Annotated in this window: 16 protein-coding genes and 1 tRNA gene; 6 read left to right on the top strand and 11 right to left on the bottom strand. The window is 46.2% G+C overall.

The annotated features are described in order from the left end of the window. Positions 1-54: 54 nt before the first annotated feature. Positions 55-885, top strand: coding sequence for a DUF5677 domain-containing protein (locus L21SP3_RS03225; protein WP_077539318.1), 831 nt, complete (start codon positions 55-57; stop codon positions 883-885). Here L21SP3_RS03225 and L21SP3_RS03230 read toward each other — a convergent pair. From L21SP3_RS03230 to L21SP3_RS03260, 7 genes are all read right to left on the bottom strand, one after another. Then, on the bottom strand, positions 868-1716 hold the full coding sequence (locus L21SP3_RS03230) for a TatD family hydrolase (RefSeq protein ID WP_077539319.1): 849 nt from the start codon (positions 1714-1716) through the stop codon (positions 868-870). The two genes, L21SP3_RS03225 and L21SP3_RS03230, sit on opposite strands and share 18 nt — an antisense overlap. After that, positions 1658-2665, bottom strand: coding sequence for a GTPase ObgE (gene obgE, locus L21SP3_RS03235; RefSeq protein ID WP_077539320.1), 1008 nt, complete (start codon positions 2663-2665; stop codon positions 1658-1660). The genes L21SP3_RS03230 and obgE overlap by 59 nt, the downstream gene beginning before the upstream one ends. A 14-nt stretch (positions 2666-2679) precedes the next feature. Further along, positions 2680-5085 (bottom strand): endopeptidase La, encoded by a 2406-nt coding sequence (gene lon, locus L21SP3_RS03240; protein ID WP_227806801.1) that lies wholly within the window; start codon positions 5083-5085, stop codon positions 2680-2682. Between the two features lie 128 nt (positions 5086-5213). After that, a complete protein-coding gene (locus L21SP3_RS03245; RefSeq protein WP_077539321.1) occupies positions 5214-6581 on the bottom strand; it encodes an MFS transporter in 1368 nt (455 codons plus the stop codon). Between the two features lie 31 nt (positions 6582-6612). Then, entirely contained in the window at positions 6613-7263 is a 651-nt protein-coding gene (locus L21SP3_RS03250) for an NAD(P)H-hydrate epimerase (RefSeq protein WP_161488076.1), read from the bottom strand. A 10-nt stretch (positions 7264-7273) separates the two neighbouring features. Then, entirely contained in the window at positions 7274-8368 is a 1095-nt protein-coding gene (locus tag L21SP3_RS03255; protein ID WP_077539323.1) for a DNA topoisomerase IV subunit A, read from the bottom strand. 12 nt (positions 8369-8380) lie between these two features. Further along, the gene (locus tag L21SP3_RS03260; protein ID WP_077539324.1) at positions 8381-8791 is read right to left on the bottom strand and encodes a secondary thiamine-phosphate synthase enzyme YjbQ; all 411 of its coding nucleotides are present in this window, start codon (positions 8789-8791) and stop codon (positions 8381-8383) included. 239 nt (positions 8792-9030) lie between these two features. On the opposite strand from L21SP3_RS03260, the gene L21SP3_RS03265 reads away from it, so the two are divergent. Continuing rightward, positions 9031-9531, top strand: coding sequence for a hypothetical protein (locus L21SP3_RS03265; protein WP_077539325.1), 501 nt, complete (start codon positions 9031-9033; stop codon positions 9529-9531). Between the two features lie 68 nt (positions 9532-9599). After that, entirely contained in the window at positions 9600-10895 is a 1296-nt protein-coding gene (locus L21SP3_RS03270) for a glycoside hydrolase family 16 protein (protein WP_161488077.1), read from the top strand. A 47-nt stretch (positions 10896-10942) separates the two neighbouring features. Here the strand turns inward: L21SP3_RS03270 and L21SP3_RS03275 are convergent. Both L21SP3_RS03275 and tadA read right to left on the bottom strand, forming a co-directional pair. Continuing rightward, a tRNA-Ser gene (locus tag L21SP3_RS03275) sits at positions 10943-11031 on the bottom strand. 8 nt (positions 11032-11039) lie between these two features. Next, a complete protein-coding gene (gene tadA, locus L21SP3_RS03280; RefSeq protein WP_077539327.1) occupies positions 11040-11555 on the bottom strand; it encodes a tRNA adenosine(34) deaminase TadA in 516 nt (171 codons plus the stop codon). A 174-nt stretch (positions 11556-11729) separates the two neighbouring features. Between tadA and L21SP3_RS03285 the strand changes: the two genes are divergently transcribed. From L21SP3_RS03285 to L21SP3_RS03295, 3 genes are read left to right on the top strand one after another with little or no spacing between them, the layout of a single operon-like run. Then, positions 11730-12824, top strand: coding sequence for a M20 family metallopeptidase (locus L21SP3_RS03285; protein ID WP_077539328.1), 1095 nt, complete (start codon positions 11730-11732; stop codon positions 12822-12824). 41 nt (positions 12825-12865) lie between these two features. Further along, entirely contained in the window at positions 12866-13420 is a 555-nt protein-coding gene (locus L21SP3_RS03290) for a helix-turn-helix domain-containing protein (RefSeq protein WP_077539329.1), read from the top strand. Between the two features lie 14 nt (positions 13421-13434). Next, positions 13435-15093, top strand: coding sequence for an AMP-binding protein (locus L21SP3_RS03295; RefSeq protein WP_077539330.1), 1659 nt, complete (start codon positions 13435-13437; stop codon positions 15091-15093). A gap of 51 nt (positions 15094-15144) precedes the next feature. Here the strand turns inward: L21SP3_RS03295 and L21SP3_RS03300 are convergent, their stop codons facing one another. Continuing rightward, positions 15145-17238, bottom strand: a complete 2094-nt coding sequence (locus L21SP3_RS03300; RefSeq protein ID WP_077539331.1) for a GxGYxYP domain-containing protein — start codon at positions 17236-17238, stop codon at positions 15145-15147. Between the two features lie 21 nt (positions 17239-17259). Continuing rightward, positions 17260-18696 carry a glycoside hydrolase family 125 protein gene (locus L21SP3_RS03305; RefSeq protein ID WP_077541816.1) on the bottom strand — a complete coding sequence of 479 codons (1437 nt, stop codon included), beginning with the start codon at positions 18694-18696 and terminating at the stop codon, positions 17260-17262. Positions 18697-18700 lie beyond the last annotated feature (4 nt).

The following is an 18700-nucleotide window of genomic DNA, read 5'->3' on the forward strand; positions in this document are numbered from 1 at the left end:
AAATCCCTCGGGATTCTTGTCCGCCGTTTAAACAAGCAGCTTTTTGGGAGATATATGGAACGTTTTTTTACTGCCAGAGAAGCTAAAAACGGCAGTTTAATTGATTATGATGCCGCTGTTATAAAAAAGTGGTTTATAGAAACGATAGAGCCGATTGAGCAGAATGTCAATCCGGAAACGCGTACAGATATGGTTTGCGTAAGCTCGATTGCTGTATGTGTAAACTACGCAAATGCCGTACTTGATCTGATCCGCTCCGGCCACAATATGCCCGCCAAAGCGCTTTTGAGGGTTCTCTGCGAGACTGTAGCCAAGATTGCTTGGTGTCTTGTTTCTCCGAAGAACAAGAAGAAAGACCGCAAACAGGCGGTAGAGCGGAAATTTGACCAGTGGGAAAAGGACGCGCTCTACAAGAAGCTGAGAATCCTGTATGAATTCCGCTCGATTGTCAGCTCAGAGCAGAGCAGGGAGCTTGAAGATACAATAAGGAAAATCAAGCTTAAGGAACGTAAATTCCACGCTCCGCCAATGCCCAAAACGATCGAGATCTTCAATAAGCTCTCTTCAAACTGGCGTTCAGGCGTTTATCCACGCGGTTTTCTTCAGTTTAACGATGCCGTGCATATCGACATACATACCCTCCTCTCAAGGATATACTGCGAGGAAGGCGGGATGAACATAAGCCACGACAGCAACGAAGAATTAACGGACCTCAGCGGCTACTGCCTGAGCTTTATGTTTCAGCTGTTCTACCTTGTTCGAACACATTTCGGGCTGGATACAACTGAGCTTCTCAAGGAATTTCAGTCAAGGTCTGAGAGATTTGAAGAAGCGAAACCGGAAAAAAGCAAAGCGGAAAATGAAGGCTCAGATTCTGAACACTGATTCAGCATTTTGCCAGAGAATCTCACACATCTGATTTACCTCGAGCCCCTTTACCTCTGCGAGCTTCTCTGCGATATGAACGATAAAAGAAGGCTCATTCGTTTTGTACTTGCGAAGCGGAGCCGGAGACATATAAGGGCAGTCGGTTTCTGCAAGGAGCTTCTCTGGAGGTACGACAGCAGCAGCCTGCCTTGTCCTCTCTGCATTCTTGAATGTTACTACACCTGTAAAAGAAACATACCAGCCCTGCTTGAGGCAATACTCCGCCTGCTCAGGCCCTTCACCAAAGCAGTGGATAACAATTCCGGGCAGTTTTTCTGAGTATTTAGAAAGGATTTCTGCGGTGTTCTCGAAGGCATCTCTGGAGTGAATAACAACAGGCATATTCTCCTGGACGGCTATCTCAAGCTGCTTGGCAAAGGCGTTTTTCTGCTGTTCTTTCGAGGAGAATTCGTAGTAGTAATCAAGTCCGATCTCGCCTAATGCAGCTGCCTTATCTTCCCGCAGAAGAAGCCTTATCTGTTCAAGGCTTTGATCATCAGCCGATTTTGCCTCATGCGGATGGAAGCCGGCAGTAAAGAAAACATTTTCATATTTCTGTGCAATCTCAAGAGACTCAAGGCTGTCCTGAAGGTCTGTGCCCACTGTGATAATCTTCTCTACTCCTGCCTTGCCTGCCCTGTAATTTATTTCATCAAGGCTGCCGTGATACTGCTCTGAAGTCAGATGTGCGTGGTGGTCTATCAATCTCATAATAATCTGCGATATTTCTTTAAGCTGATTTTTCTTCCTGCTGCTGGATGTGTTTCCAGAGTCTTTCTTTAAGGGCATTTATGCCTTTCTTCGTTGCAGCGGAAACCTGAACTATCTCGCAGCCGCTGAGCTTTCTGCTTAGCTCTCTTACAGGCTCATCAGACTGGAGCAAGTCTGTTTTGTTCACCACTACCAGCTCTTTCTTCTCAGCGAGCATTGGGCTGTATTTCTCAAGCTCATCCCTTATCTGCCTGTAGTTATCTGCTGGGTCTGATCCGTCCATTGGACAGATATCTATCAAATGCACAATTGTTTTAGTCCTCTCGATATGGCGGAGGAACTCATGCCCCAGCCCTGCACCTTTATGCGCTCCTGAGATGAGCCCGGGGATATCAGCCATCACGAACCTGCGGTACCCGCTGAGCTCGGCAATTCCCAAAACAGGATTGAGCGTGGTGAAGGGATAATTTGCAATTTTCGGTCTTGCCTTGCTGCATACTGAAACCAGTGTGCTCTTGCCCGAATTGGGCAGGCCAACCATACCAACATCAGCAATCAGCTTGAGCTCAAGGCGTAAATTCCTTGCCTGTCCATCTTCTCCCGGCTCTGCGATTCTGGGCGCCTGCCTGATGCTGCTGGTAAAGAATTTGTTGCCTTTACCGCCCTTTCCGCCTTTGCATATAGTTACCTTATCGCCCGATGTATTAAGGTCTTTGAGTAAGATCTCGGTATCAGCATCGTAAATCAAAGTTCCCGCAGGCACTTGTATCACAAGGTCGCTTCCGTCTGCTCCGGTTTTATTGCTGCCCTCACCCTGCATCCCGTTTTCAGCACGCCAATGATGCCTGCCTGCAAAATCGGTAAGGGTATCAACGCTTTCCGAGGCCTCGAAAATTACATCTCCGCCTGACCCGCCGTTTCCGCCGTCCGGGCCGCCCTTGGGGAGAAATTTCTCCCGCCTAAAACTTACGCAGCCGTCTCCGCCGTCTCCGGCCTTAATAAATATTTTTGCTTCATCTATAAACACGCTTAATATCCCGATCACTCAGCAAAGATAAACTTTTTAAGCTCATTAACTCTTTTAACGAAAACAAATTCCACGTCTTTCTTTGCTTCCTCGGGAACTTCCGGCATATCCTTCTTGTTTCTATAAGGTAGGACGACAGTTTTTATGCCGGCCATTTTTGCTGCAAGAACCTTCTCTTTCAGCCCCCCTATCGGGAGGACATTCCCCTGAAGCGAAATCTCACCTGTCATGGCGAGGTCTGCTCTGATTTTTTTGCCCAGAACCAGCGAGAAAAGCGAAGCAAACATACCTACCCCGGCACTTGGCCCGTCTTTGGGTACTGCCCCTGCAGGTACGTGAATATGGTAATCATAGTCTTTGAAGGTGTCGTTATCAATTTTATTCTTGGGCGCTATAGACTTAATATAGCTGTAGGCGGCCTTTGCGCTTTCCTCCATAACATCGCCAACCTGGCCGGTTATGGTTAAATCTCCCTTGCCCGGAACGGAGAGCGATTCGATAAAGAGTATCTCGCCCCCGTAAGGGGTCCAAGCGAGGCCTGTAGCCACTCCCGGCTTTCCGGTTCTGTTTCTTATCTCAGATTCGTATTTGACCGGCCCGAGCACTTCGCCCACCTTTTTCTTGGTAAAGGTAAGCTTTTTGGCTTCATCCCTTGCAATTTTCGTAGCAGCGGCTCTGCAGAGAGCCGCAATCTGCCTTTCAAGAGAGCGGACGCCGGCCTCAGATGTATAGCCTTCAATCAATAGATTTATCGCCTCATCCCTTATAGAAAACTGGCTTTGCTTGAGGCCGTTTTCCTGCACCTGCCTCTTAACCAGATACTTCTTTGCGATGTTTAGCTTCTCCACCTGCGTGTACCCTGGCAGCTCTATAGTTTCCATTCTGTCGTAGAGCGGGTCCGGGATTGGATCGGTGTAGTTAGCTGTTCCGATAAACATCACGTTTGAAAGGTCAAACGGCTGGTCGAGGTAGTAGTCGGTGAAAGTATTGTTCTGCTCAGGATCGAGCACCTCCAGCAGAGCAGAGGCTGGGTCTCCCCGGAAATCCTGGCCTATCTTATCAAGCTCGTCAAGCATAAACACAGGATTATTTGTGCCGGATTTGCGAATCTCCTGAAGAATTCTGCCGGGCATCGCCCCGATATATGTCTTTCTGTGGCCTCTGATCTCAGCCTCATCTCTCATCCCGCCGAGGCTTATTCTTATGAATTTCCTGTTCAGGGCATTCGCTATTGATTTCCCGAGACTCGTTTTACCAACTCCCGGAGGGCCTACAAGGCAGAGAATCGGGCTCTTGCCATGGGGGTTGAGCTTGCGTACAGAAAGGAACTCGAGGATCCTCTTCTTCACCTTTTTCAGGCCGTAGTGGTCGCGTTCAAGAATCTGCTCTGCCCTATCTATATCAATAGCATCTTCGGTTTGTATCTTCCATGGCAGATCACACGCCCATTCAACGTAATTCCTTATAACGCTGTATTCCGGCGAGGCCTGCGGAATGCTTTTGAGCCTTTCAACATCTTTAAGAATCTCGCTTTCAACCTTTTCAGGGATACCGGTATTTTTCACCTTTTCTGTAAGCGCGCTCAAATCGCCCTGCATTTTATCATCATGCCCCAGTTCAGACTGAATAGCCTTCAGCTGCTCCTGCAGGAAATACTCTCGCTGGGTTTTGTCTATCGCCTGACGCACCTCGCCGTGAATCTTGTCGCTCAGTTCGAGCAGCTCAAGCTGATTTGCCAAACTTACAGACACCTTCTGAAGGCGTTTGTTAAAGCTTTCCTCTTCGAGGAATTCCTGCTTTTCTTTTGTAGATACGTTAAGCGTAGCTGCAACAAAATCAGCAAGCGAGCCGGGGTCGTCGATATTCTCAATCACCAGCGAGGCCTCTTCCGGAGCATTGGGGCTGAGAGAAGCAACCTTGATTGCCATCTTCTTAACGTTTACCATCATGGCCTTTAGCTTTTTGGTAAGCCGCCCTTTTGACTCAACCCTGCTCACCCTTGCCTTTATGAAGGGGTCTGTCTGGACAACCTCATCAATTCTGAACCGAGTGAGGCCGTGTACTATGATTGTGGTAGCCCCGCCCCCCGGTGAGCGAATCACCTTGAGAATTGAGGCTGCGGTTCCAATATCGTATATGTCTTTGGCCTTGGGATTTTCCACATCAGATTTTTTCTGTGTAATCAGTCCGATTATTTCTTCCTCTGAATCCAGCTCGTCCAGGAGCGCAAGGCTTCGGTCTCTGCCTATTGCAAGAGGCACAACTGTCCCCGGGAATGACACAGCATTCCTCACAGGCAGAAGCTTCATCTCCTCAGGAAGCTGCTGGTCTTCAGGAGGTTCGGAATGTCTTCCGTTTTCCTCTGAAATTATTTCGTCTATTTCATCCATCTCTAAGAGGTCAAAACTGTTTTTCTTCATTTAAATTATTTCCGCCAAAATGCGTGGAGTTATCCTTAAAATTTAGGTTAGTTTCCTTTAAACTATTATATATACGAAAACTTACAGTTCAATCAGCTTTGAGTGCAAATTCGGAAAAGCGGGCACAATTATTGATCTTCGTTTGATTTAGTTACAACAAATGCCCCTATCGCTGAACGCATCGAGCTGATAAACATAACAAAAACCCTTCTGCCCTTCCAGTCCTGCTCAAGAGAGACAGACCGCAGGAGAAAATGCGGAATGATGCAGAGAACTGCAGAGAAAGCAAAAAGCAGGCGGTAGCTCATTGATGAGGATTCTAATCCCGGGAAGATATTTGTTAATCCACTGAGGAAGAGCCCGCCCAGTAGAGACCCGAGGGCTATCGAAAGAGAGAATATCAAATTCAGTATGGATATTTGAGCCTGATTGTGCTCCGGCGTAACGTAGAACATATGCCTTGTCTGAGCTACACCGTTGCCCGCCTGAAATATGCTCCATGTGCAGAAAAGAATAAAAAACATTATCTTGGAGATTATGCCGGAGGAAATAAAGCACCACAGCAGAAGCGTAAAAATCATACCGATATGAGAAAATGTGAAGACAGGCCTGTTGCCGTATTTATCGCAGATTACACCCCAGAACTTCAGGCTGATAATCGCCCCCAGAGGAACCATGGCAGTAGCGGCGATAATAGAACCGCTCAGTGCGCCGGCGGTTTTCAAAAACTTAACAAAAAATGCAAACGGCATATAGGCAGCAATGTTGTATATACTAATATAAATGCACAAATCTCTTACCGGCTTATTTTTCAGCACAGACTTCACAGTGCTGAGAGGGCTTATATTCTTGTTTTCTTCACTGAGCGGTTTTTCTGCGAGGCCGCTCAGAGAGATTATTTTGCTCAGGAAAAACAGCTCCCCCACCGCAAATACAGCAAAAAACTTCCACCATTCAGGATCTTCGCCTAAGAAGAAAGATATCAGCAAGGTGCTTGTCATAAGTACTATCTGCCATCGCCTGCGAAAGAGACCAAAAAATTTGCCGGCAGCACGTTTGGGAACATTGTCCTGAAGCATTGGAAACCAAGAGGCACCGCCCAGACTCTCAAAAATTGAATGAAGCACCGCAGCTGCGAAAACTAAATACAGCATTGACGCATCAGGCATCAGTTTGTAATGATGAATCAGGGGGGCAAACACAATAGGCAAAGCGAGAATGCTTGAAATCACTCCTGAACAGTATAAAAGTGCCCTGCGCTTGCCCAAGCGGTACATAACATATATGCCCATAACAAAAAAAGGGCTTCCGAGCCATATAGAAGAATTGATAAGGCCGATGTAAAAGTCGGTAGCGCCTGCATCAATAACAAAAAGCTGAAGCGGCTGAGAGAGAAGGCAGTAGCTGCCTACTACCTTGCCTATAACTGATGCTGAAGCGGATCTTATCGAATGTTTTCGATAAGCAGATTGTATTCTTCCGGATTTAGTAAGCAACAGCCAGCCAAGTATATGAAATATTTTTCAATTATCCGCCTATCCCTGCCACAGTAATCCTGCCTGTATATTCAGCAGCATTATCCGCAGCAAAGCCCTTTTTCCTTGCAGCAAACGTTACCGTTGCCTCAGCCTTAACTGCAATATCCTCAACATCGGCAGTATTGCAGTCCATCCCGGAGGGTATGTCAACTGCAAGCACCTTTTTACCAGATTCATTTATCAAGCTTATGATGCTTCTTACCGGCTCCCGCAGTGAGCCGCTGAATCCTGTACCAAGCAGTGCATCTATGATTATATCTCTTGCGGCAATAATTGAACGCAGATTTTCAGAATCCAAGGTATGAATAATCTGCAGCCCCATTTTCTTTATTATCTTCAGATTTTCGGCTGCATCCCCTGAGATCTTTGATTCATCTGCCGTAAGCACCACACAAACCTCAGCACCTTTAAGGTGCAAATGTCTTGCAGCAACGAACCCATCGCCGCCGTTGTTTCCTCCCCCTGCGAAAACAGCGACTGAAAAATCAGCGTTTCCGCCGGCCAGCTCTACACATTTTTCAGCGCAGCTTCTTCCTGCATTTTCCATAAGAAGCATTCCGGGGATGCCCTTTTCCTCTATCGCCTTCCTGTCATACTCCCGCATTTGTTCTCTTGTTAGAAACTGACTGCTTATATGCATAATCAAACCTTTAAGGCAAAAATTTATTCGTATTTGCAAGTTTTTCCGGCAGATATTCATTCACCACAAAATCGAGGCTGTGTTTTGCGAAGGCCTGCTGTTCCACACGAACGCCCATCTTAAGCATCTGATTTATAGCTTTCTGCCACTGCTTGTAATGCCTCACGAACGGGTCGTTTTTAAGGGCGTCTTTTGCGCGTTTTATATCAATCTCTTTGAGCTTATGGGTAGGCAGCTTGTAATCGATAATATCCTGCGGGGTAACCCCGAGGAATTTTGCCCCGGGAACGCAGAAAAATTCGCTTAAGTGCGCAGCATTTCCCGAACCAACCTTCAGCGTTCGGTATATGTTGAAGTATCCGTATGGATCTCCGTCCACAAATGCGTACACTGGTATTTCAAGCGATTCAGACAGCCTTCTGATAAAACGCCTGCATGCTCTGGTAGGAACGCCTCCCATGCTTATCAGGATACAGTTCTTTGAATCCCAGAACCCGTACTGAAGGAGCCTCTGGAATGCGCCGGCTGTTTCTATTGCGAGGATAAAGTCTGCGTTGCTCTTGAATTCCAGCTCCTCAACTGCGTTGGGGATTGAATATGCACCCGAGCCGAATTTAGTGCAGTCTATTTCCAGACGGGAGCCTTCATGGTCTCTGTCATATACAAGCAGCCTGCCTGCAACCGACCCGCCCTTCTCTTCAGGGAAGAATTTCATCTTCTCTCTGTTGATCTTGAAGGTGGCTTCGACATCATCCATTATCGTATCAGATTCAGACTGCTCATCGAAACCGGCTTTACCCCAGTTTTTGGAGATATAGTAGGCTTCCCTCTTGGTAGCCATATCGTCGGTGTCGATAAGCTCCTTTGAAAGCGCCATCATCTTGAGAGTTTGAGCGAAGGTTTTCACTGTCCCCACAGTGAGCGTTCGTATTTTGCTCTTGCCTCTCATCTGGAAGTGTCCCTTCTTTTCGTGATAGGCAACGTTCGAGAGCGAACGCAGGGGCGTTGTCATTGTAGGCTTCTGTGATTTTACAATCTTATCGTGTATGTCCTGCGCAGAATCCTTTATCACCTGCGCAACATTCTGCTGTTTATTTTCTTCCATTTATTATTCCAGTTAAGATCCTTCTACAAGTGCCATAAACTTCCTTGTTCGCGGCCCGTCAAATTCGCAGAAAAATATGCTCTGCCAAGTACCAAGGGCAAGCGCTCCGTCTGATATTATGTAATTCTCGCTAACACCTACAAGCGAAGACTTTATATGCCCGTCCGAATTGCCCTCGCAATGCTTGAATCCCTTCATATCTCTTGGAAACTGCTTCTCAAGAGCGAAAAGTATATCCCTCTGCACATCAGGGTCTGCGTTTTCATTTGTTGTTATTGCGGCTGTTGTATGCGGGCAGTAAACAGTTACCCTGCCGTTCTTAATGCCTGTCTGTCTGACAAAATCCATTACCGGCTGAGTAATATCCTTCATCTGACAATGCCTGTCTGTGGCTACGCGAAAAACTTGATGTTCGTATCTCATATTTTATATCCCTCAATAAACAATACATAATTATAATCGCTGGGGCAAAATCTTCAACATTTACGATAGCATCTGCACTCAAAACAGCAAATCAGCACAACAGCAATACCGAAACATGGATTATTTTTTGCGTTTTGCAAAATAAGAACCTTGTTTGAATGGTTTTTGATTGAAAAAGCGGGGAGTTCAAAATAAAATATTCTCTGTTAATCAAGAATAAATTTACAGGAGTTAATACTATGGCAAAAGCAGTAAAGTTTATCGTCTTAGCATTGTTTGTTGTTCTGGCTGCCGGCTGCAGTGAGAGCCAGAAGATATCTCAGCTAAGGCTGCAAAACGCAGAGCTATCAAAGAAAATCAAATCTCAGCAAAAGCAGTACGAGTCTAAGATAGAAAAGCTGAAAGAAAAATATGAATCCGAGATTGAGAAGATGTCGCCTGAGTATAAAGAAGACCAGCTCAAGGCAAAAGATGAGCAGATAGCCAGACTGAAAGAAACAATAAACCAAAACAAGAAAACGATAGACGGCTACGCGAAAATGCTCATTCAAACGGTGGGCAAGGTGAAAGAGCTTGAAAAGCAGCTCGCAGAGGATAATAGTGATGCCCAGCCCTCGGGCGATAATTCCGCAGCGAATAAACAAAATGCCACTGATGGTGAAAATACTCAGGAAAAACTCGAAAAAATGAAACAGCTAAGGCAGAAAGCTATCGAGCAGAAAACTGCAGAAAACGAATAATGTTAAATCCTTTGAAAGGCAATGGCGTGAAAAAGGGCATTTGTGCAGCTGCGGCAGCAGTTTTGCTATTGCAGGGTTATTTATCCGCATCGATAGATGATTCAACCCCTCTCTCTTCTCAGCCTGCTTCCGGCGGGACTGGATGGGATTTGGTATGGAGCGATGAATTCAACGGCAGTCAGCTGGACAGCTCGAAATGGAGCAGGCAGGTAAGCTCTAAAAGCCGAAATCCCCGATGGGATAAAGGAATACACGACTGGTGGTGGAAGGCGGGCAATGCTTTTCTTGACGGGAATGGAAAGCTTATACTTCGCGCTGAGAAACACGACTGGAACACGCTTTACTGCGGGTCTGTTAATACCAACAATCTCTACGAGCCCAGATACGGATATTATGAAGTCCGTATGAAAAATGCTGATACATCAAAGGCCGTGCATACGGCATTCTGGTTTCAGGGCGATAATATGGGCAATGTTGACGGGTCCGGAGCAGACGGTGCTGAGATAGATGTGTTCGAGTCTGCATGGGTTGGCGATTACACCAAATCAGTTGTGCATATCGACGGCTACGGAAGCAGTAAGCAGGCAAACACAAAACGCTGGAATGCTCCAGGAATTCATTCAGGCTTCCATACATACGGGCTCGAATGGACGGAAGACTATTTGAAGATTTATTACGACGGCCAGCTCAAAACACAGTATACAAACGCAAAATGGATCCCTCAGGTTGGCGAGTATATTTGGCTTTCAGACGGAGCAAGCTTTGGCGACGGCGACTTCCAGTCTCAGCCCAACGGTTTTCTGACTGATGCGGAGGTTGAATATGTGCGGGTATGGCAGAAAGACACTTCCGCCCAGCAGATAACAGATGATACTGACCCGGCAGTTCAATATTCAGATGGATGGGGTTTATGGACAGGAAACCCAAGCTATCAGAATACAGAGCATTTCTGTAATACTCCTTGGAAATGGGCTGAGTTTACATTTACAGGCACAAAGGCCGTTTATTACGGCGTTAAACGCAAAGATCTCGGAATTGCACGCATTTACTTAGACTCCGTTCTGCAAACAGAAATAGACTGCTATTCCAGCCAAGCTCAGTACTTCACTCAGCTTTACGAAACCCCTTGGCTGCCTTACGGAACTCATACATTAATGGTGCGCGTAACCGATGACAAAAACCCAGCAAGCTCTGGAATAGAAGTAATAGTTGACGCTTTCGGAAGTTTTGCCGCTTACCCTGCAGACTTAAACGAAGACCAGAGAGTTGATATGCTGGATTTCAGCGAGCTGGCACTAGGCTGGGAGGAAAGCTTCAACCTCCAGAAACTCAGCGAACTTACGGCACAATGGCTCCTGCAATAGAATAAAAGAAAACGCCAGCAGAAATGATATGCTGGCGTTATGATTAACGGAGAGAGGGGGATTCGAACCCCGGTGCGGCGGTTAGCCGCACACACCCTTTCCAAGGGTGCACCATCAGCCGCTCGGACATCTCTCCATATCTTTTCAGTTATTATTTTTCTGAAGCCTTTTATTTTCTGCTGTCTGCTCACGTCTTCTTTTGAAGAAATCCGAGAGCATTATAGAGCAGGGCTCTTCTAGAACCCCTCTTGCAACCTCAAGCCTGTGATTCAGCCTTTCATCCTGCACTATATTGTACAGTGAGCGTGCTGCACCGGTTTTCGGGTCGTCGCAGGCATAAACGAGCCTGTCCATTCTCGCAAGCACCATCGCTCCGGCACACATTGTACACGGCTCAAGCGTAACGTATATCGTGCAGCCGTGGAGCCGCCATGAGCCGATATACTCGGAGGCCTGAGTTATGGCGATCATCTCTGCATGGGCTGTCGGGTCTTTCAGCAGTTCCCGCTGGTTGCAGGCACGGGCAATAATTTTACCCTCATATTCAATGCATGCTCCAATCGGCACATCTCCAGCCTCCTCTGCAATCTGCGCCTGCTTTATCGCCTCAAGCATATAATGTTCGTCCGGCTTCGGAGCTGATTTAGTAATATCCTGCATAAGCCTTTAAGCCCAAATTTAATTACAGCAGAATGATAATCTGCCTACTTGCGAGCGAGGCATTTTAACGAATATAACAAATTGTGCAAGAGGCATTAAGCCCCGCGGAAGGAATAAAAACAGAGAAAAACGCTGATTATTGACAACAGGACAGCAGAGATAATAATATTGATTATGAAAGAACTTCTTAAAAATCTGATTGAAGCAAACTCAACCGCAGACAAAGGCGAAACAGAGTCCGCCGAGGTTCTCGCGGATTTCTTCGGCAAGCGAAATATAGACTGTGAAATAGATAAGTGGGACGGCAGCCGAACCAACATAACCGCCCGAATAAAAGGCAAAAAATCAGGAGGCGGGATTCTCATAGCCGGCCACCTGGATGTTGTCCCTGCCTTAAAAAGCTCTTGGCACAGTCCTCCATTCACTCTGAGAGAAGAAAACGGCAAGCTCTTTGGGAGAGGCGCAGCCGACATGAAAGGCCCTCTGGCAGCTTCCGCTGCAGCAATAGCGGAAATTGCTGAGAACAAAATTGCCAAGAGAGATATCATATTCACTGCCACAGCGGGAGAGGAAACCAACAGCTGCGGAATACTGCGTTTTGCCGAAAAGGAAAAACAGCTGAAAGGCAGACTGAGGGGAATATTTGTCCCTGAACCTACTGACATGAAGCTCGTTACAGCGCACAAGGGCCTTCTATGGCTCAAAATCACAACCTCCGGCAAAACAGCTCACGGCTCTATACCTCATGAGGGTGAGAATGCTGTTGTTAAAATGGCTGAAGCTGTAGGCAGGCTTTCAGGGATAAAATTTGCGGAACAAACCCACCCTCTGCTTGGAGGGTCCACCATCAGCATAAACAAGATAAACGGCGGGTCTGCGGCAAATGTAGTACCCGATGAATGCAGAATATGGGCGGATATAAGGCTTTTGCCCGGGCAAAGCAGAGATTCTGCTATGGAGGAAATTAGCAGGCTGCTTGAGGGGATAAGCTTCAAAACTGAAACCGAAAGATACGTGGATGCATTCGAAACTGATTCTGATGATGATTTTGTAAAAGATCTTGAGCAGCTGGCACAATGCAAACCGCAGCCGATATTTTTCACAACCGATGCGCCTTATCTAAAACAGCTGAGCGAATCCATTGCAGTGATTGGCCCGGGCAGACCGGATATGTGCCACAAGCCCGATGAGAGCATTACAGAAGAAGAACTGAACAAAGGCAGGGAATTCTATAAAAAGGCCTTGGATTACTTTGCCTTTGAAGATTAAAATTATTAGCCGCAGATAAATTTTCTGCGTGGAGGATTATTATGCGTGAGAAGATTAAGCAAATAGCCCGAAGAGTAGGCGAGCTCAGGTGTTTGTTGGACATAAGCCCCGGAGATATGTGCTCAAGGCTTGGAATCGATGAACAAACTTACCAAAGTTATGAGGCAGGCGAGAAAGATATGCCCGCAAGCATCCTTCTTGCAATTGCAGATGAATTAGGCGTTGACAGCTCTGTACTGCTAACAGGAAAAGAAGCAAAAATGCATCTTTTCAGCGTTACAAGAAAAGGCAAAGGGGTGCAGATAGACCGGCGCAAACAGTACGATTATGAAGCCCTCGCAACAGAATTCCTGCACAAAAAGGCCGATCCGTTTATCGTTACAGTGCGCCCGGATGCTGGAGAGGAACAAATTAATCCTGCCGCACATGCAGGACAGGAATTCAACTATGTCCTCAAAGGCAATGTAAGGCTTATGATACACGATAATGAAATTCACCTCTCTGAAGGCGATTCAATCTATTTCGACTCAAGCTGTCCTCACTCAATGCAGGCAATGAACGGCAGGGAAGCAGTCTTCCTGGCGATAGTAATGTAAAAACAGGAGAACCGATGAACCTCTTAAACAAATTTTTAAAGCAAACCAGCTTTAAATCATACGAAGACTTCCGCAAAAACTACAAGGTTATAATACCTGATGATTTCAACTTTGCTTACGATGTAGTTGATTACTATGCAGACCATTCGCCTGAGAAACGGGCGCTGGTGTGGGTGGATGATAATGATAACGAAAAGATAATCAGCTTCGCCGAGATGAGCGAATACAGCAAACGGGCAGCGTCGTATTTCCATTCCAGAGGAATAGGCAAAGCAGACTGCGTACTGCTCACTCTTAAGGGAAGATTTGAATTCTGGTACTGCCTGCTCGGACTGCACAGAATTGGAGCTATTGCAGTTCCCGCTACCCATATGCTGAAGAAAAAAGATTTTGAGTACCGCTTTGATAAGGCGCAGATAAAGATGGTCGTAAGCGATAACGACCCTGAGCTTATAAATCAAATCGATGCGGCGCATGAATCTTTCAAAGATCTGGTTAAAATTAAAAGCTGCCTGAAAGAAGCTCCGAATCAGCAGTGGGAAAATTTCACCGAGGCAATCGAGCAGTCTTCCCGCGATTTTGAACGTCCTGAAGGCGGAATGAAAGCCTGCGGCGAGGACGCTATGCTGGTTTATTTCTCCTCAGGGACCACTGCCTATCCGAAAATGGTTGAACATAATTTCAACTACCCCCTCGGGCATATAATAACTGCAAAATACTGGCAGAATGTGATTGATGACGGGCTTCATTACACAGTAGCCGATACCGGCTGGGCGAAATGCGTATGGGGAAAAATTTACGGCCAGTGGATAGCAGGCAGCGCTGTGTTTACACACGATTACAAAAAATTCAATGCGGCAAAAATGCTGAAAAAGGCATCTGAATACAAAGTTAATACATTCTGCGCACCGCCTACGATCTATCGCTTTATCATAAAGGAAGATATGGAGAAATACGACTTTTCTAACATCAAATACTGCGTGGTAGCGGGTGAGCCACTGAACCCGGAAATCTACAATAAGTTTTTGAGCTACACGGGAATCAAACTTATGGAAGGCTACGGACAGACAGAAACCACCCCCCTTGTCTTTACATTCCCCGAAACTCAGCCCAAGCCCGGCTCTATGGGCAAACCGAATCCAGACTACGACCTTAAGCTGATTAACTCAGAAGGAGAAGAATGTGATCCGGGCGAGGAAGGTGAGATTGTAATCGACACCGCTGTACACATACCTGCCGGCCTCTTTACGCAATACCGTTCCGAGCCGGAAAGAACAGATCAAAGCTGGCATAATAACTGCTACCACACAGGCGATATTGCTTGGAAAGATGAAGACGGATATTTCTGGTTTGTCGGCAGAGCAGATGATGTAATAAAAAGCAGCGGCTATCGGATAGGGCCTTTCGAGGTGGAAAGCGCGTTGTTAGAGCATCCAGCTGTTTTAGAGTGCGCGGTTACGGGCGTGCCCGATGAAATCCGGGGAACAGCGGTTAAGGCTACTGTAGTGCTCACTAAGGATTATAAGGCTTCCGATGAGCTTGTAAGAGAGCTTCAGAAACACGTGAAAGACGTTACTGCTCCATACAAGTACCCCCGCGTTGTGAAATTTGCTGAGAGCCTGCCCAAAACTATCAGCGGAAAAATTCGCAGGGTTCAGCTGCGGAAAAACTAATCAGAAATGCGAAATATCCTAACTTGAAACTATATGACAGGCAGCGGGGAATCAATGCTCAACATTCAACCGGATAAGTTCTATGAAATCTTCTGCGTTAACAACCCGCACATCTGAATCAAGCTTTTTAATAGTATTTCGTATATCGTCCATGCCTCTGCTCCATGCATGCACAGTTACAAACGTGTAGCCTTCCGGAATATTCGGATTTGCAGGCAGTTCGTTAATACTGTCTGCAATTTCTTCCGGGGTTGAGCGAACTGCGGAATAAAATTTTTCATCTCTGAAATCGAAGCGTGCGCAGACCATAGGCTTGCCGTCGAACCAGAGTATTTTGCCGTTGTAAGGTGCGTATTTCACGTATTCCATAAAAAAGAAACCTCTCAGCTGATCTAAGGAAGTGAAATACTTTATCTTATCGTAATAGTCTTGAGACAGCCTGCTTTCCGGCATAATTCTGTCTATAAGCAGAAGTGTGCGGAGGTCTGCCCTTTTGAGAAAACCCGTAAGCCTTTGTGCATGGGTCTGCATATAAGGCGCGTGGTATGGATAGAAATACCCGAGCCCGCAGTATCCCACAAATGCATCATTTTCCGTTGCTGCATCATACCACATATCTACGCCCGCCGGCGAAAGCTCTACCAGAGAGGGCGCCATCCCCCAGCTCATCGGGAACTCGCCTCTATGCTCGTTTGCATAGAATTTTTCTTCAGAGAAAAATGAATTTGAACCGATCTCGGTTAGAATATTATCCATATCGCTCATTATGAAAGTTACGTAATGAACGTTTTTCTCGTTTTCAGGCTTATCTCTGGAAACCTTCTGCTTGAAATTCTGATTTTTCATAGCCGGGCCGGTTGAAGCGTGCACAGAGAGATTGACCATCCAGTCTGAAGGCATTTGGAAGAGCCCTTCCTCAGAATGCAGCTTTACTGTAAGCCCTTCATCCGAGGTGGTTCCGTCCTGCCAGCCGTAAACTGGGCTCACAGGCTCCATACTCCTGTACACGCTGCGGGAAAGCTCTTCATCACTGTGCCACCAGTTCAAAGCCTTCACAGCCGGAGCGAAATCCTTCAGATGAAAAACGCTCGGATGACGCCGCATATCATTTGTATGAACGATTATCGCCGCATCCCTGATCTGCTCTCTGTAATTATTATATACCCACTCACAGTCCTTTCTGCTTACATCTGCAGCAAGCTTGTACCCAGCTTCAATGAAAGTCTTTTCAAGGCTTTTATCCACAGCAGCAGCATCTTTGAGCCCCGCCATCGTATTAGCAGCTGAAATTGAAGGCTTATAATCAAGGTCGTAAAGGACATACCTTCCCGAGGTGTATTTCTTCATCGCTTTAAGAAGTCCTGGGAAATCATTTTCATAAGAGCGGTCTAAGCTTATTCTGAACTGCTCTTTGAGGTAGTTAAGAAAGGTTTCATCGCCAGTATCCATCCATATTTTCGGCCCTTCTGTCCGGGCAGTAACACCCTGCAAAGACTGAACCGCTATCGAAACAGCCCCTTTAGAACGTCTCTGCATCGGAAAGGTAATCAGTGAATCACCTTTTGAAATCGGTTTAATCTCCCCGTAGAGAGGGTCGTAATCGATTTCCCTGTATAGGGCTATCTCATCAAGCAGAATTCCTGCTTCATCCTCTGAAAAGCCTCTAACTGAAAACTGCACATCAACAAAATATGCCCCGGGATGAGCTGCAAACTTTTCGCTGCCTTGTTCCCAGTTTTTGTTTTGAGCCCTCAGTTTCCTTTTATCCGCAGAAAGCACATTTTCGCCTTGTGAGCCGTAGGAGCGAACGATAAGGTAAAGAGATGCTGTTTCATTGAAATAGTCCTGAGCTTTCATGCTGTATTCTAAGCAGAAGTTTTCTGATCTTCTTATGTTGATCAGATCAGAACGCATTTGAGCCCGGCTGCCTGCTTTAACATCTAATTCAAAACACCTATCCCCGCTATTTGGGATTTCTTTAGATTCGCAAGCTTCTGTTTCCCAGCCGGAAAGCTGGCGTTCAGCACCGCCGTTTTTCAGTGGAGAGTATGAACGGTCGTACTCAACTTGGGCGTAAGAAACAAAACAGAAAAGTGTTAAAACAGCCAGCATAAAAACGCAGCAGCGATTTATTCCCTTCAGCATCTCAATTACCTTTCGAAAGGGTCAAATGTTTTTCTTTTTCAAAATCCGCGGATGTTTTTTGTAAGTTTCGATTACCAGCTCACCGAAAAGTGTGTTTGCCCATGCAAACCAGCTTCTTGAAAAATCTTTTGGATTATCCTTGTTGAAAGATTCATGCATAAAACCGGTACCTGCATGCGTATTTTTGAGCATTCTCAGGCATAAAGCAGCCTCTTCGGAATTGCTGCTTGTAAGTGCTCTCAGGATGATTCCCATAGGCCAGATCGACTCTTTGCCTGTATGAGGGCTGCCATAGCCTTCTGCAGCGCTTCCCTCAAAATACCAAGGGTTGTAGCTGCTCAAGAGGTATTCTCTAGTCCGCCGGTAAATCGGATCTGAGCTTTTGTGATAGCCCAGATAGTTCAGGGATATAAGGCTCGGCACATTTGCATCATCCATGAAAAGATGATTGCCGTACCCGTCTGCCTCGTAGGCATATATCTTACCGAAATGCAGGTGTTCTCTTGTGCCCCATTTCATCACAGCCTGCTCCACTTCATCAGCAAGCGCGCTGCATTCTGAAGCAAATTTTTTGTCGTTGAGCTTATTATTGTACAAATCAGCAAGCTGTCTGAGGCTCTGAACAGCAAAAAGATTAGAGGGAATCAGGAAAGGAAGCACAGTAGCATCATCGGAAGGACGGAACATAGAGCATATCATCCCAACTGGGTTAATCGGCCTTCCTGTACCGTCGAAAACTGGGGCATCGGTCATACGGGACGTTTCCCTGCTGAAACGGTATGGTGTTGAATGGTCTTTCCTCTGCTCTGTCTTGAATGTCTTTACAATAAGACGCATAGCCTTATCCCACTCGCTGTCAAAACAGCTCATATCGCCTGTTATCTGATAATATTCATTTGCAAGACGAACTACATAACACAGAGAATCGATCTCCCATTTTCTCTCGTGCTCCCCTGCTTTCGGCGACGGCCTGTCGCTTTCCCAGTGTGAAGGCTTGTCCATATCTTTATAGAAAGCATTTGCATACGGGTCTAAAAGCACGCACTTTGTCTGACGATTTACAAGCCCTTTGATCATCATCTTCAGGTGTTTGTCCTTTTTGATCAAAGGCATATAAGGCCAAACTTGACACGTTGAATCACGAAGCCACATCGCATCAATATCACCTGTAATTATAAATGAATCCGGTTTGCCGTCTATCATTTCAAAATCAGTTGTTGTATCAAGGGTGTTTGGATAGCAGTTTTCGAACATCCAGCTCAGCTCGGGGTCTTTAATAAAGGCCTTCACCTCATCAATAGTACTCTCAACCGCTGAGCTTTTAAAAGTTCTTTTATTCGGAGCCGGTCTCTGTGAAACAAACTTTTGCTCATCAGCACCCAAAGCCATACCGCCGCTCGCAGCAATGCCTGCGGTAATCATAGAGGCGTCTTTCATAAAATCACGTCTGTTTATCATTTGA

The organism is Sedimentisphaera cyanobacteriorum, from assembly GCF_001997385.1.
Lineage (GTDB): Bacteria > Planctomycetota > Phycisphaerae > Sedimentisphaerales > Sedimentisphaeraceae > Sedimentisphaera > Sedimentisphaera cyanobacteriorum.

What these genes read in the sequence shown, in the direction of transcription:
- L21SP3_RS03285 (WP_077539328.1), top strand. Translation starts at nt 11,730, where the DNA reads ATGAAAGAACTTCTTAAAAATCTGATTGAAGCAAACTCAACCGCAGAC.
- L21SP3_RS03225 (WP_077539318.1), top strand. Translation starts at nt 55, where the DNA reads ATGGAACGTTTTTTTACTGCCAGAGAAGCTAAAAACGGCAGTTTAATT.
- L21SP3_RS03290 (WP_077539329.1), top strand. Translation starts at nt 12,866, where the DNA reads ATGCGTGAGAAGATTAAGCAAATAGCCCGAAGAGTAGGCGAGCTCAGG.
- L21SP3_RS03305 (WP_077541816.1), bottom strand. Translation starts at nt 18,696, where the DNA reads ATGATAAACAGACGTGATTTTATGAAAGACGCCTCTATGATTACCGCA.
- L21SP3_RS03265 (WP_077539325.1), top strand. Translation starts at nt 9,031, where the DNA reads ATGGCAAAAGCAGTAAAGTTTATCGTCTTAGCATTGTTTGTTGTTCTG.
- L21SP3_RS03260 (WP_077539324.1), bottom strand. Translation starts at nt 8,791, where the DNA reads ATGAGATACGAACATCAAGTTTTTCGCGTAGCCACAGACAGGCATTGT.
- lon (WP_227806801.1), bottom strand. Translation starts at nt 5,085, where the DNA reads ATGAAGAAAAACAGTTTTGACCTCTTAGAGATGGATGAAATAGACGAA.
- L21SP3_RS03295 (WP_077539330.1), top strand. Translation starts at nt 13,435, where the DNA reads ATGAACCTCTTAAACAAATTTTTAAAGCAAACCAGCTTTAAATCATAC.
- tadA (WP_077539327.1), bottom strand. Translation starts at nt 11,555, where the DNA reads ATGCAGGATATTACTAAATCAGCTCCGAAGCCGGACGAACATTATATG.
- L21SP3_RS03250 (WP_161488076.1), bottom strand. Translation starts at nt 7,263, where the DNA reads ATGCATATAAGCAGTCAGTTTCTAACAAGAGAACAAATGCGGGAGTAT.
- L21SP3_RS03255 (WP_077539323.1), bottom strand. Translation starts at nt 8,368, where the DNA reads ATGGAAGAAAATAAACAGCAGAATGTTGCGCAGGTGATAAAGGATTCT.
- L21SP3_RS03300 (WP_077539331.1), bottom strand. Translation starts at nt 17,238, where the DNA reads ATGCTGAAGGGAATAAATCGCTGCTGCGTTTTTATGCTGGCTGTTTTA.
- L21SP3_RS03230 (WP_077539319.1), bottom strand. Translation starts at nt 1,716, where the DNA reads ATGCCCTTAAAGAAAGACTCTGGAAACACATCCAGCAGCAGGAAGAAA.